Here is a 14,253-nt window from a genome sequence, read left to right as displayed (position 1 = left end):
CCCGCCCTCAGCCGGCCTGCGACGCGGCGCGCTCGGCACGCTCGATCCGGGCGGAGACGTACCTGAGCGAGATGCCGACCTCGCCGAAGCGGTTGTCGACGACCACGACGTTCTTGGTGCGCTTCTCGCCGGTCTCCTTGGCCGGCCAGCTCTCGGTGCGCTCGAGGCCATGCACGAAGATCGGGTCCCCGGAGCCGCAGCTGTCGTGGACGTGGGTGGCGGCGGATCCGTAGACCTTGACGTTGTGCGGCATGGGCTCGTCGTTGACCCACTCCCCCTCGTCGTTCTGGACCCGGCGGTTCACCAGGACCCGGCAGCTCACGAACGGCTTGCCCTCGCGGGTGTAGAGCAACTCCGGGTCCTCGACGAGGTTGCCGGCGAAGGTGACGGTGGTTGACATTGCTTCCTCCTAGGTGACTGCGAGACGTTGCGGATCGGTCCCGCAGTCACCTAGGTCGGAACGGTCCCCGGCAGCGATCACCTCGGCGGAAATCACTTCGGCGGCGGTCGGGGTCGGCCGCTCTCAGCAGGGCACTAGGTAGTCGAAGCGGTACTTGAAGACCACGACGCGGATGCCCATGTAGGTCGTGCGCTTGACGCCGGACAGGTGGTAGTCCCCGACCCTGCACTCCGAGCTGCTGAGGTGGCTGTTGAGTCGCCCCTGCCGGTTCTTGAGCGCACGGTAGGCCTTGGTCGACCAGCCCCGCTTGACCATGCAGCCGCGGAACGTGTGTCGCATCCCGGAGTGGTCGTAGGAGGTGTCGAAGACGCTGTCCGCGGTCCAGATGACCATGCGGCAGCCCATGTCCTCGACGGGTTCGGCCGCGGCCGCCGGTGCGGCCGGCGCCAGCAACAGCGCCGACGCCAGAATCCCGAGGACGGTGAGCAATGCGGCCCTGGCAGCTGCGCCGCGGTGCCCGCGGTTGGGTGGTGTCGACATGCGCTCGTCCTAGGCTCAGGCAGGACGCGTACCGTTCCGCAGTCACCTAGGTGGACCAGAGGCCCGGGGCGATCAGTGCCGGCGCACGTGGCCCGAGGACCCCGGGCAGCAGAAGGCCCCGATCCGGCTCTCGGGTACCGGATCGGGGCGCGAGCCGCGGCCGCCGACACAACGGACCGCTTTCGACAAGATTGGCCCGACCGACCGACCGGCCGAGCTCGAGCGACCCGAGCCGACCCGAGGTCAGCTGAAGTGTGCCGGCCGGCGCCGCGGCGGTCGGTTGCTGAGCTTCTGCGGAGGCGGGGGCAGTTCGCGGCCCAGGCGTCGGCGTGCTTCGTGGGCGGCCGCGATGACCGCCTCCAGGGCGAAAGCCGAGCGACCGATGGCGCGCCCGAGCTCCTGGCGGTCGGTGACGATCGCGTCCTCGACCGCCTCGATCGTCGAGGCGGGCAGGTCGTGCTTCTTGCTGAAGCTCTTCCGCGTGCTCACCTGCGCGCGGTGGCGTTCGGCGACCGCAGCAAGGTCGGCGCGCTGCTGAGGCGCTCGGCGGGCATGCAGCTCGAGCGCCTGAGCGAGCCACCCGACGAAGGCACCTGGTGAGTCTGGGTCGGTGTCCAGGTCCGCGATGTACGCCGATCGGGCGAGGTCCCACACCCCGGGCTTCCAGTAGATCCCGACCGGGATCGTGGTCTGGCTCGTCACCTCGTCACTCCCCTGGTCTCGTCCGCCGGCGCCCGGCTGCTACGGCTAACACCAACGCCGCTGCATTCCCGGCCGGGGCCCTGCGCAACTGTTCTCACCGTCCCGCGTTTCCTTCCGCTTTCAAGCTCCGAGGGGCGCAGCCGCGCCGCGACGCCGCAGCCGAGGCCGCGCCTACGCGGGCGGGTTATCCCCACCATCGGAGACGCGCCCACCTCTCCACAGGTCCGGCCCGAGGGCGGGTAGGCGTCGGCTCCCACTGGCAGGCTTAGCCCTGTCAGTTCTTTCTATTCTACTCACGGAGGACAGCCGCATGACCGACACCATCCAGACCCCCATCGACACCCCCGCTGGCGAGGCCACCGAGGCCGAGGAGTTCCTGCACCTGGACCCCGCCGACATCATCATCGGCAGCAACGTCCGCACCGACCTGCGCGCCGACCACAAAGAGTTCCGCAAGTCGATCAAGGAGCGCGGCGTGCTGGAGGCCGTGACTGTCTACCGCAACGAGGACGGGCAGTACGTCCTGCTGCGCGGCCAGCGCCGCACCGTCACCGCCGCCGAGGTCGGCACCCCAACCGGGCTCATCCCAGCCCGCGTCGTCCCCTTGCCCGACGACGCCGACCGCATCGGGGACCAGATGGTCGAGAACATCCACCGCGCCGGGATGCGCGAGACCGAGATCGTTGCGGGCGTCGAGCAGTTGGCCCTGATCGGTGTGAGCGCCGCGCAGATCGCCAAGCGGACCTCCATCGACCGCCCGACCGTGAACGCCGCCCTGGCGGTCTCCAAGGCCGACCAGACCCGCAACCGGCTGGAGTCTGGCGACCTGACTCTCCAAGAGGCCGCGATCTTCGCCGAGTTCGAGCACGACCCCGACGCCGCCGAGCGCCTGGAGCGTGCACGGACCACCCGCTGGGGCGACTCGATCGAGCATGTCGCCCAGAAGCTGCGCGACGAAGCCGCCGAGCGCGAGGCGTACGCCGCCGAGGTCGAGCGGCTGCGGGCCGAGGGACTGCCAGTGTTGTCCGCGCAGGAGGCCGACGAGGCGGACGGGTCGCTGGTGCTGGAGGACATGCGCACCCCCGAGGGCGAGCCGGTGCCGATCGAGGAGTGGCCGAACCTTTCCGGCGTCGCGGTGATCGTCACCGAGGACTGGGAGTACCCCGAGCCGGAGGCCACCGAGGGCGAGGATGACGGCGACGACGACGAGTACGCCGAGCCGGTGAAGGTCTACCGGCTGTTGTGGGTGGTCACCGACATCGAGGCCAGCGGACTCGTCCACCGGAGCCGGGTCGGTCGCACCGACGACGACCAGGGCGACGACGCCGAGGCTCACGACCCGGGGACCGACTCCGCCGACGAGGCCGAGGCTGAGGCCCGCCGCCAGGAGCGCCGCCGGGTCATCGCGAACAACAAGGTCTGGGCCAGCGCCGAGACCGTGCGCCGGGAGTGGCTGAGTACGTTCGTGGCCCGCAAGACTGCGCCGAAGGGTGCCGAGGCCCTGATCTGCGAGGCCGTCGTCACCGGCCACCACACGCTGAGCAAGGCCATGGACCACCGGCACCCGAGGCTGTTCGGCCTGCTCGGCATCGACGTTCCTAGCGGCTACTACGGCGCGGGCTACGAGGAGTGCCACAGGATCGCGACGCGGGCCACCAGCCCCAAGGGCGCGATCATGACCACCCTCGCCGCCGTCGTCGCGGCGTGGGAGGACTCGATCGGCAAACACACGTGGCGCAACCCGAGCCAGTGGGACGCCCGCGTGCTTGCCGCGCTCATGGAGTGGGGCTACCAGCCCAGCGACGTCGAGCGGCTGCTGATGGGCGAGGAGCCGAGCGACGACAGCGCCACCGACGACGAGGCCGAGGCCGTCGAGACCGACGCGACCACCGACGCGGCCTGACCACCCTCCCCCCTTGAGGGCGGTTCTTCCTGTGGAGAACCGCCCTCAGTGGAATAGAAAGAATAGAATGAACGCAGTTCGTTTGATTCCGACACAGGAGGACCACCGACATGGCACACGAGATCGAGACCCACGGCACGCAGGCAGCGGCCCTCTTCGCCCGCAAGGACGCCTGGCACCGGCTCGGCACCACCGTCCGCGACCGCGCGTTCACCGCCGAGGAGGCCATGAGGCTCGGCCATCTGGGCGGCTGGGACGTCCGCAAGTTGCCGCTCACCACCGCCGAGGTCAGCGACGGCGGCGTCACCCCCATCGAGGTCCCCGGTTTCGCCACGGTGCGCACCAACCCGTTCACCGGAGCACCCGAGGCGCTCGGCGTCGTCGGCGGCGGCTACACGCCGCTGCAGAACGAGGACCACGCCGAGTTCCTGAACCTGCTGGCCGACGAGTCCGGCGCGATCTTCGACACCGCCGGGTCGCTGCGCGGCGGGCGGCAGGTGTTCATCACGATGCAGCTGCCGGACTCACTGACGGTCGGCGGCACCGACCGCGTCGACCTGAACATCGCCGCGCTCAACAGCCACGACGGCACCAGCGCGTTCCGCATCCTCGTCACCCCGGTCCGCGTCGTCTGCGCGAACACCCAGAGCGCGGCCCTGAGCAACTGCGAGTCGTCGTTCTCGATCCGCCACACCCGCAACGCCAAGGCCGCCGTCCAGGCCGCCCGCGACGCGCTCGGGCTGACCTTCACCTACGTCGACGCGTTCCAGGTCGAGGCCGAGCGGCTGATCCAGCAGGCCATGACCGACGCCGCGTTCGACGCGCTGATCGACGCCACGTTCGGCAAGGCCGAGGCCAACGCCACCAAGCGGGTCCGCGAGACTGAGCGCCGCCGCCGCTCCCGGCTGCACTGGCTGTTCGCCGATGCCGAGACCCAGGGCGGAATCCGTGACACCGCGTGGGCGGGCTACCAGGCCGTGGCCGAGTACGTCGACCACTACGCCCCGGTTCGCGCCAAGGGCGACGAGCACACCGCCCGCGCCACGCGCGTGCTCACCAGTGACGACCCGGACCGGATCAAGCGCCGCGCCTGGACCACGCTCGCCCTGGCCTGACCGCCAACCAACGCAGTTCCTCCGGTGGCGGGCTGAGACCCCGAGTCCGGCCCGCCACCGGCCCAACCGAAGGAGGAGCCATGACCAAGCAGACGCCGAACACCGACACGACCTTCCCCGTCGAGTGACCCGATGAGCGCACACATCGAGTGGCTGGCCGCCGCTGAGACCAGCGTCCAGGTCTTCACCCCCGGAGAGGACTGGGTAGGCGCTGGCGAGCACCGCCGCCCGGTCCTGACTCTCGCCCAGGACGACGTGATCGCGATCGAGGGCACGCCCGCCGAGTTGCGTGCAGCTAGCCGCGCGGATCACCGCCGTGGCCACCGCCGCGTCCGCTCGGCTCGACCTCGCCGCCGAGGCCGGGTGATCCCTTGGCCACCATCCGGCAGGCGCGCCGCCCGCAGGGCTGTGTCCGTTGCGGGCGGCTCCTGCGCCCTATCAACTTTCTCTCCGGCGTCGTCGGCCCCGGCCGACCCCCGTTGGTTCGGATCGAGTGCGAGCACTACGCCTGTCTGTACTCGCTGTGCTGGTCGATCAGCGACGGCCGCCACCTGATCGCCACTGACTGCGCCCAGCACGCACCGGCTGGCGCCGGGATCGAGGCGGCTTTGTGGTGACGCGTCGCCGGTCACCACAGCGTCAGTTGCTCGCCCAGCAGCTCTTGGAGTCGCGCGAGGTCGTCGGCCACTAGCTGCGGGTCCTCACGCGCGAGGTCGCGCAGTTCTCGAGCCCGCCGACGCGGCCCGCGCCGGTCAGCCAGCGGGCTGTAGGGCAGCCGCCGCTGGACGGCCCACTCGCGCCGGTTCTGCGCCGCGCTCGAGGCCACCACGTGATCCGGTGCGATCCGCTGGCACAGCGGGTTGTGACAGCGGTGCCCGAGCAGCCGCGCCTGGGCGAGCGCGTCCACCCCGTTCATCACCGCGAACGCGAACCGGTGCGCGATGATCACTCGCCCCGGCGCGTACCAGAACCGGCCATGGCCGCCGCCGTCCGTGCGCTCACGCTCGGACCGGCCTGCAACCGCTCCGGTCCACCACAGGCACTCACTCCCCGGCACCGTGGCGACCTTGGCCCGGTAGCGCGCGAGCACCCTCGGGCCTGCGATCGCCGCCGCCACCGCCGCGAGGCCGGCGTCATCTAGCCGCCGTACCGGCACCCGCTCCCCCACTCTCCGCGGGCGCAGCCGTCGCGGCCAGCGCCGTAGCGCCGTCCTCGTCGCCCTTCTCGGCGTCCTGGTCGTTCTCGGCCAGCCGCCGCAGCCGCGTCGCCTCTCGTACGCCGATCTGGTCGCCGCACCACTCGACGGCCTCGCGCAGTGTCACGCCCTCGACCGTCGTCATCTCGCGCAGCGCGGCCCCGGCCCGCTTCTCTGCCTCGGCCACCGCCGCGTCCCGCTCTCCGACCGCAGTCATCACCTGCACCGCCAAGTCTTCCAGCCGCTTGGCGCGCTCCAAGAGCGCGGCCCTCCGTTTCGACGTGACACTCCGTGCGTCACGTCGCGCCTTCTGGCGCATCGTCTGCTGACTCATCCGGTCATCCCTCACTCGTGTCGAACATGGACTCTGACAGTCACCTAGGACACAGCCCGGACCCCGAGCGATCACCACCGCCGAAGAACCTTCCCAACGCCCTCACCAACCTCACCCGACCAGCACCCTCAGACCGACACCTCTGAGCCCTCCCGAGCGCCCCAACGTCCCCCCTCGAACTCAGTCGCACCCCAACCTCCACACACCTCTTGCATTCTCGGTTCGCAGAATAGAAAGAACAGAGTAGAAATCCGGCCGAAAGTGATCGCCTGCCGCGCGCGTGCGCACGTAGGTGACCGTGACGATGAGCCTCCACAAGCTGACGGCGGGGTCGGGGTACGACTACCTGACCCGCCAGGTCGCAGCGATGGACGCCACCGACAAGGGCCACACCGGGCTGGCGAGCTACTACACCGAGAAGGGCGAGACCCCCGGCGTGTGGGTCGGCTCGGGCATGGAGGGCATCGAGGGACTCGATGCCGGCGACGTCGTCACCGCCGACCACATGCAGAGCCTGTTCGGCTCCGGGCACCACCCGCTGGCCACCCAGCGGACCAAGGAGCTGGACCTGCGGATCGGCCGCGAGGAGGCCGGGCGGCCGACCGATTCGGACTACAAGACCGCGGTCCGGCTCGGCACGCCCTACAAGGTCTACGACAACGACATCAGCCCGTTCCGGATCGAGGTCGCCAAGCGGTTCGCCGACTGGAACCAGGCTGCTGGCCATCCCGGGGACTACCCGGTTCCCGCTGCGGAGCGTGCCCGGATCCGCACCGCGGTCGGCCGCGACTTCTTCCGCGCCGAGCACGGTCGCGACCCCGTCGACGCCCGCGAGCTCGCCGCCACGATCGCCAAGCACTCTCGCCCCAAGACCAACGCCGTCGCCGGCTACGACCTCACCTTCTCCCCCGTCAAGAGCGTCTCGACCCTGTGGGCGATCTCCGACCCGAAGACCGCCGCGGTCATTGAGCGCGCCCACCAGGCCGCGGTCAAGGACGCACTGAACTTCATCGAGACCAAGGCGCTGTTCAGCCGCCAGGGCACCAACGGCGTCCGCCAGGTCGACGTCCGCGGCCTGGTCGCCACGGCGTTCACCCACCGCGACTCCCGCGCCGGAGACCCGGATCTGCATACGCACGTCGCCGTGGCCAACAAGGTCCAGACCCTCGACGGGAAGTGGCTGGCCATCGACGGCAGGCCCCTGCACAAGGCGGTCGTCTCGGCCTCGGAGACCTACAACACCGCGCTCGAGCGGCACCTGGTCGACGCACTCGGCGTGCGGTTCGAGGAGCGCCCGAACGAGGACGCCCGCAAGCGGCCGGTGCGTGAAATCGTCGGCGTCGACCCCGACCTGAACCGCCGGTTCTCCAAGCGCCGGATCAACGTCGAGGACCGCCGCAAGGTCCTCGCCGCGGCGTTCCAGGCCACCCACGGCCGGCCCCCGACGCCCGTAGAGACCATCCAGCTGTCCCAACAGGCGACGCTGGAGACCCGCGAGGCCAAGCACGAGCCCCGCTCGCTGGCCGAGCAGCGCGAGACCTGGAACCGCGAGTCGGTCGAGGTGCTGGGCACCCCGCAGCGGATCACGCAGATGGTGCACGGTGCACTCAACCCGAAGGGCGCGGCCCGCTCCCTGGCCGACCCAGTAGTGAATGCAGCATGGTTCACCCAGACGACTGACCGCATCGTGGCGACGATGGAGGGTGGCCGGAGCACGTGGCAGTACTGGCACGTCTACGCGGAGGCCCAGCGGCAGGTCCGGGCCGCCAACGTGCCCACCAACCAGGTCTCCCAGGTGGTCGACCTGCTGGTCAGCGAGGTCCTCGACGGCCGCTCGGTGAGCATGGCCCGCACCTGGGACACCATCAGCGAGCCGGTCGAGCTGCGTCGCGCAGACGGGTCCTCGGTCTACACCCGGGCCGGGGCCGACCTGTTCACCTCGAGCAAGGTGCTGGCCGCCGAACAGCGCCTGGTCGCCGCCGCCGGCCGCCACGACGGGTACGCCGTCGAGGCATCCTCGGTCGACCTGGCACTGCTGGAGTCGACCGCCAACGGCATCACCCTCAACGCCGGACAGGCCACGCTGGTGCGGGAGATGGCCACCTCCGGCGCCCGGCTCCAGCTGGCGATCGCCCCCGCCGGATCGGGCAAGACCACCGCGATGCGAGCCCTGTCCAGCGCGTGGACCGACGGCGGCGGCACCATCATCGGCCTCGCTCCCTCGGCGGCGGCCGCGGACGCCCTGCGCTCCCAGATCGACACCCGGACCGACACCCTGGCCAAGCTCACGCACTCCCTCGAGCAGGCCCGTCAGACCGGTGCCGCGATGCCGGACTGGGTCGCAGGCATCGACTCCTCAACGCTCGTCGTGATCGACGAGGCGGGCATGGCCGACACCCTTTCTCTGGACGCCGCGGTGTCCTACATCCTTGAGCGCGGCGGCAGCGTCCGGCTGATCGGTGACGACCAGCAGCTCTCCGCGATCGGCGCCGGCGGCGTGCTGCGCGACATCCGAGCCACCCACGGGGCGCTGCAGCTGACCGAGCTCGTCCGGTTCAAGGACCCCGCCGAGGGCGCAGCGTCGCTGGCCCTGCGCGAGGGCAAGAGCGAGGCGCTCGGGTTCTACCTCGATCGCGACCGGGTCCACGTCGGCGACCTGGCGACCATGACCGAGGAGGTCTTCGCCGCCTGGCAGGCCGACCGCGCCGCAGGGTTGGACTCGATCATGCTCGCCCCGACCCGCGACCTGGTCAGCGAGCTGAACCAGCAGGCCCGCGCCCACCGCCTCGACGGGATCGACCCGACCGACGTCGCCAGCAGTGGCCCGGTGCGGCGGCTCGCCGACGGCAACGAGGCGTCGATCGGCGAGCTGATCATCACCCGCGAGAACGACCGCCGGCTGCGCACCTCGGCCACAGATTGGGTGAAGAACGGCGACCGCTGGACCGTCCTGGAGATCCACGACGGCGGCGACCTGACCGTCCAGCACACCCAGCACGGCCGCACCGTGCGACTGCCGAGCGACTACGTCGCCAAGGCCACCGAGCTCGGCTACGCGTGCACCGTGCACACCGCCCAGGGCGTCACCGCCGACACGATGCACGGCCTGACCACCGGCACCGAGTCGCGCCAGCAGCTCTACACGATGATGACCCGCGGAGCGCACGCCAACCACGTCTACCTCGAGGTCGTCGGTGACGGCGACCCGCACTCGGTGATCCACCCGACCCTGGTCCGGCCGCTCACCCCCACCGACATCCTCGAGTCGATGCTGGCCCGCGACGACGCCCAGCGGTCCGCGACCAGCCTGATCCGCGAGCAGGCCGACCCGGCTACCCGGCTCGGCGAGGTCTCCCAGCGCTACCTCGACAGCCTCTACGTCGCCGCCGAGGACCTGCTGCGCCACGAGACCACCACCGGCGGCGACGGCACCACTGTCAACATGGTCGACGCGCTGGACACCGCCGTCGAGACACTGGCGCCCGGGCTGTCCGATGAGGCCGCCTGGCCCACCCTGCGCGCCCACCTGCTGCTGCTCGGCGCGGCCGGCGAGAACCCCGTCGAAGCGCTCCGGGCCGCCGCCGGGGACCGGGAGCTGGAGAGCGCGCGCGACCGGGCCGCGGTCCTGGACTGGCGCCTCGACTCCTCCGGGCTGCGCAACGCGGGCGCCGGCCCGCTGCCGTGGATGCCCGGGATCCCTGCGCGCCTGGCCGAGGACCCGCACTGGGGTGCCTACCTCTCCCAGCGCGCGCACCTGGTCGAGCAGCTCGCCGAGCAGGTGCACACCCGCGCCGCCGAGCAGGCCTCGCTGCCGGTGTGGGCGCAGAACGGCATCCGCCCCGCATCAGGCACAGGCGCCACGGTGGCCGAAGTAGTTGCTGATGTGGAGGTCTGGCGCGCAGCCATGCAGGTCCCCGCCGACGACCGGCGACCGACCGGCGCACCGCAGCTGCAGAAGGCGTCTGCGACGTGGCAGCGGCGCCTCAACCGGGCCGTCACCGGAGACCACACGCCGGCGCTCAAGGAATGGCGTCAGCTGCTCTACGCCCTGGCCCCGCAGGTCCGCGACGACGAGTTCACCCCGCTCCTGGCCGAGCGGCTGGCCGCGATGTCGCGTGCCGGCGTGGCCGCTCACGAGCTGCTGCGCACCGCCGCCGCGCCCGATCACCCGGCCGGCCCGCTGCCCGACGAGCTCACCGCGGCTGCGCTGTGGTGGCGCATGGCCCGGCACCTCACGCCGGCGGTCGCCGCCCAGATCGGCGACGGCTCCCACGGAGAAAGCGTCACCACCGATTGGGCTCCGCAGCTGGCGGACCTGTTCGGTCCGGAGCGGGCCGCGAGCATTCAGGCCAGCACCTGGTGGCCGGCGCTGGTCTCAAACGTCGACCACGGCCTGCAGCGTGGATGGCAGGTCGAGGCCCTGCTGGGCGCCGGCCGGGCGCTGCCGAGCGACGGCTGGGAGGGCGTCGACGAGTGCCAGGCACTGGTGTGGCGGACCTCGATCGCCCTGGAGACCGCCCCCGACGAGCACGCGCACGAGTACCACTTCGAGGAGCCGCCGGCGGACCTGTGGGACGGCATCGAGCCCGACCCGGCGATGTTCGTCGACCTTCCCGACGACTCCGCTTGGGCCGACTGGCCGAGTGCTGAGGACCCTGGCCTGGACCTCGAGCCCTCCGTCGACGTGGTCGACGAGCACCAGGTCGACGCGCTCGAGGAGGACCTGGTCGACGTCGACGAGGACCAGTACATCGAGAGCGACCTCACGCTTTCCGCCTACATCCGCGACCTCGGCGGCACCCGGCTGGAGCCCACCGACGCCGACATCCGGCTCATGTACCAGCGCGCCGACGAGTGGCACTCCTCCCCCGTCACGCGTGAGCGCATGGTCGAGATCAACGAGCTCACGCAGACCTTCTTCGAGTCCCGGTTCACCGACTCGTGGGGCCGCGACTACCTCACCGGCCGGTTCGGCGTCGACCTCGCCGGCGACGAGCGGTTCCGCCCCGGTCAGGCTCCGGCCGGCTGGACCAACCTGGTCGACCACCTCCGCGGCCGCGGCGTCAGCGACGACGAGATGCTCGCCACCGGAGTCGCTGTGGAGGCAAGCACCGGCCGCCTTATCGACCGGTTCCGCGACCGCGTGATGTTCCCGGTGATCCACCAGGGCGAGGTCCTCGGGTTCGTCGGCCGCCGCCGCCCCGACCTCGGCGACGACGACAAGGCCGGACCGAAGTACCTCAACACCGCCGACACCCCGCTGTTCCACAAGGGCGCGCAGCTGTTCGGCGTCGTCGACGAACTGCTCGCCGAGGGCGCCGTCCCTGTGATCGTCGAGGGCCCGATGGACGCGGTCGCCGTCTCGATCGCCAGCGCCGGCCTCTACCTCGGTGTGGCCCCGCTCGGCACGTCCCTGACCGATGAGCAGGCCGCCCAGTTGGCCACCGTCGGCCGCGACCCGATCGTGGCCACCGACGCCGACCTCGCCGGCCAGGTCGCCGCCGAGCGCGACTTCTGGATGCTCACCCCGCACGGCCTGGACCCCGGCTACGCCCGGTTCCCCGACGGACTCGACCCCGCCGACCTGCTCGCTCAGCGCGGCCCGGCCGCGCTCACCGCCGCGGTGGCCAGCGGCCAGCCCGCCTTCCGGTCCCTGGGCGACCAGCTCCTCACCGAACGGCTCGACAACCTCGGCGCCGAGCAGGCACGGGTGGCCGCCATGCGCGTCATCTCGGCCCGTCCCAGCCGGGCCTGGGAGCCGGGCGTCAACCAGGCGCGGACACGGCTGCAGCTCTCCCAGCTGCAGGCCAGCCGGGACCTGCGCGACGCGGTCAAGACGTGGGACGCCGACCCGCGGAAGGCGGCCCTGGCCGAGCTGCACAAGAGCAGCGAGGTCCGAGGCCGACTCGCGGCCGCGGCCGACAAGACGCCCACCGAGCGGTGGGAGCCGCTGGCCCGCGAGCTCGACCCGCGCCTGCTCGAGCAGGGCGACTGGCCGGCCACCGCAGCGATGCTGCAGCAGGCCCACGAGCACGGTCACGACGTCGGCGCCGCGACCCGCGCGATCGTCGCCGAGAAGCCGCTGGGCGACAGCCCCGCACGCGACCTGCGTTACCGGATCGTCTCTCGTCTGGAGATCCCGATCGACACCGGCGAGGGCACCCCGGCGCCGACCACGTCGCAGGGAGCAGCGCGCGACCGGCAGGACGTCAACCGCCCGCGGCCGCCGCGGCGCGTCACTCCGCGACGCTGACTGGCCGGACTGTCCGGCCTCGGTCAGTAGCCTTGGGCGCCCACTCCCCCGGCCGATCAAGGTGCCATGTCTGCCACGAAGCGACCCCGGCGTGCGACGCGCGCTCAGGTGCGGCAGTTCCTTGCCGCCGCCGGTGACGACGGCCTCGCAGATCAGGGCCGCGGCTACGTAGGTACCCCGCCGGACGAGCTGGTCGCCACGTTCGTCGACCTGGTGGGCGCCGCAGGGCGCCCCCGGGCTGCCGCGGCACCGGCTGGCGGTGCATCTGACCGCGCAGTCTCCGGGCTGGGCCGCCCCCGCGCTGGAGTCTTTCGAGGCGGCGTGGCGAGGGCAGCAGCAAGCGCGCGCGGAGGCTGTCGCCACCGCGCGGGCCGCAGCCGATCGTGACGCCGAGCGGGCCAAGGCGTATGTCGCCGACGTGTGGGAACGCACCGGCTCCGGCCCGACGTGGACCGAGCTCGGTGACGCGCTGGGCTGGGCGCCGGCCTTGCGGGAGCGGATCAACCGGACGCTCGCGCGTGAGGGAGTGCTGTCCTACAGGCCCGAGCCGCGGTCTCTGGCCGTGGCCGGTGGTCCCGGCGCCGTCGAGGGCTAGTCGGCCGCCTGGTCGACCAGGTGGCGGCGCATGGCGGCGAGCCGTGCCTGCGGCTCAGGGTGGGTGGCGAACCAGCGTCGCTCGAGCCGCGCCCACGCTCGGCCGAGACCACCATCAGGCAGCGGGCGGGCGACGTTGTCCTCGTAGAACCGCATCAGCTCGGCGGCCGCGTCCAGGTCACGAGTCAGGTCGACGGCGAACAGATCGGCGGCGATCTCCTCCCGCCGGTCGAAGGCGACACGCAAGCCCAGGAACGCCACGGCGGCACTCATCGTGGCCAGCACCGCCGGGCCGGCCAGCTGCGGCGCAGCCGCGAGCGCCGTGACCGTGAGGCCGGCGCCGGCGAGCACGAGCACCAGGTAGCCGAGCAGCCACGCGTAGCGCGCCGCGGCCGAGGTCCGATCACGTCGGATGACGTGGGCGAGCTCGTGGGCAGCCAGGCTCTGCACCGCGGCGCAGTTGAGCCCGGTGAGTGCGGCCCGGGCGAACACCACGATGGCCGGGTGTCCCGCCCGGAAGCGCGTCACCGCCAGCCCACCGTCACCCACAACGCGCTCCGAGGCGCCGGTGGGCGCACCGAGGATCGCGACGACGTCGGTGGCAGGTGCTGCGACGTTCGCGCGCTCCGCGACGGCCGCCATCGCAGCGGCGGCCCGCTGCTCCAGCGCCTGGTCGACCGGCTCGGCGGCGCGGCGGGTGCGCCAGCCCTCCGACCAGGCGACCAGGACCTTGGCCAACACCGCGACCACCAGGACGGCGCCGCCCAGGTAGGCGATCGCCACGACGATCAGGAGGGCGTAGGCCCCGGGGTCGGGCATGGCTCTAGGCCTTGACGGCCGCTGCGGCGGGATCGCTCAGAATCGCTCTGACACAACGCACTGGCACCACCGAGCCCGTCAGGCCGGGTTCCTGGTCTCTCAGCGGCGTTCTGAGGCCGGTTCGCGCACTGGGCGCAGGCTTCGGCGTCATCTCGACGCGGTGGGAGCAAGTCCCACCTCGCGTGCCGGCGTCGTCGACACCGGCGCCCGGTCCTCGGCCGCGCGGCCGCGGCGGCTGTCGCCGGCTCCTCGAGGTCCTCGCTCGGCTCCACCAGCTGGCGGTGCTCCTCCGTGCTGGGGACGCCGTAACGACGCTCAGCCATTGCCTCGACCTGCGCCACGGCGTTCCACACGTATTCGCCGGAGCCGTGGGAGTAGCAGGCGTTGAGGTGCTCGCG

10 protein-coding genes are annotated in these 14,253 nt (G+C 71.8%); 4 read left to right on the top strand and 6 right to left on the bottom strand.

Annotated features, from left to right (window positions below; all coding sequences use genetic code 11):
• Window positions 1-7: 7 nt before the first annotated feature.
• The 3 genes from CFI00_RS06785 to CFI00_RS06775 all read right to left on the bottom strand — a co-directional run bounded on the left by CFI00_RS06785 (window position 8) and on the right by CFI00_RS06775 (window position 1,642).
• The gene (locus CFI00_RS06785) at window positions 8-400 is read right to left on the bottom strand and encodes a single-stranded DNA-binding protein (protein WP_207084475.1); all 393 of its coding nucleotides are present in this window, start codon (window positions 398-400) and stop codon (window positions 8-10) included.
• A gap of 123 nt (window positions 401-523) precedes the next feature.
• Window positions 524-940, bottom strand: a complete 417-nt coding sequence (locus CFI00_RS06780; RefSeq protein ID WP_207084474.1) for a hypothetical protein — start codon at window positions 938-940, stop codon at window positions 524-526.
• Window positions 941-1,183: 243 nt separating this feature from the next.
• Window positions 1,184-1,642, bottom strand: a complete 459-nt coding sequence (locus CFI00_RS06775; protein WP_207084473.1) for a hypothetical protein — start codon at window positions 1,640-1,642, stop codon at window positions 1,184-1,186.
• Between the two features lie 310 nt (window positions 1,643-1,952).
• Between CFI00_RS06775 and CFI00_RS06770 the strand changes: the two genes are divergently transcribed.
• A complete protein-coding gene (locus tag CFI00_RS06770; protein ID WP_207084472.1) occupies window positions 1,953-3,545 on the top strand; it encodes a ParB N-terminal domain-containing protein in 1,593 nt (530 codons plus the stop codon).
• A gap of 110 nt (window positions 3,546-3,655) precedes the next feature.
• Window positions 3,656-4,660, top strand: coding sequence for a DUF932 domain-containing protein (locus tag CFI00_RS06765; RefSeq protein WP_207084471.1), 1,005 nt, complete (start codon window positions 3,656-3,658; stop codon window positions 4,658-4,660).
• A gap of 628 nt (window positions 4,661-5,288) precedes the next feature.
• Here CFI00_RS06765 and CFI00_RS06760 read toward each other — a convergent pair.
• Entirely contained in the window at window positions 5,289-5,750 is a 462-nt protein-coding gene (locus tag CFI00_RS06760) for a hypothetical protein (RefSeq protein WP_242532721.1), read from the bottom strand.
• Window positions 5,751-5,793: 43 nt separating this feature from the next.
• Window positions 5,794-6,189 (bottom strand): hypothetical protein, encoded by a 396-nt coding sequence (locus CFI00_RS06755; protein WP_207084469.1) that lies wholly within the window; start codon window positions 6,187-6,189, stop codon window positions 5,794-5,796.
• A gap of 304 nt (window positions 6,190-6,493) precedes the next feature.
• On the opposite strand from CFI00_RS06755, the gene mobF reads away from it, so the two are divergent.
• The gene (mobF, locus tag CFI00_RS06750) at window positions 6,494-12,442 is read left to right on the top strand and encodes a MobF family relaxase (RefSeq protein ID WP_207084468.1); all 5,949 of its coding nucleotides are present in this window, start codon (window positions 6,494-6,496) and stop codon (window positions 12,440-12,442) included.
• Window positions 12,443-12,701: 259 nt separating this feature from the next.
• Window positions 12,702-13,037 (top strand): hypothetical protein, encoded by a 336-nt coding sequence (locus tag CFI00_RS06745; RefSeq protein ID WP_207084467.1) that lies wholly within the window; start codon window positions 12,702-12,704, stop codon window positions 13,035-13,037.
• On the opposite strand, the gene CFI00_RS06740 is transcribed toward CFI00_RS06745, so the two are convergent.
• Complete coding sequence (locus CFI00_RS06740; protein WP_207084466.1) at window positions 13,034-13,855, bottom strand: M48 family metalloprotease; 822 nt, start codon at window positions 13,853-13,855, stop codon at window positions 13,034-13,036. The two genes, CFI00_RS06745 and CFI00_RS06740, sit on opposite strands and share 4 nt — an antisense overlap.
• Window positions 13,856-14,253: the final 398 nt, after the last annotated feature.

Source organism: Nocardioides sp. S5, from assembly GCF_017310035.1.
GTDB lineage: Bacteria > Actinomycetota > Actinomycetes > Propionibacteriales > Nocardioidaceae > Nocardioides.
The sequence above is the reverse complement of the archived record's forward strand: the minus strand, read 5'-3'. Positions and strand labels throughout refer to the sequence as shown.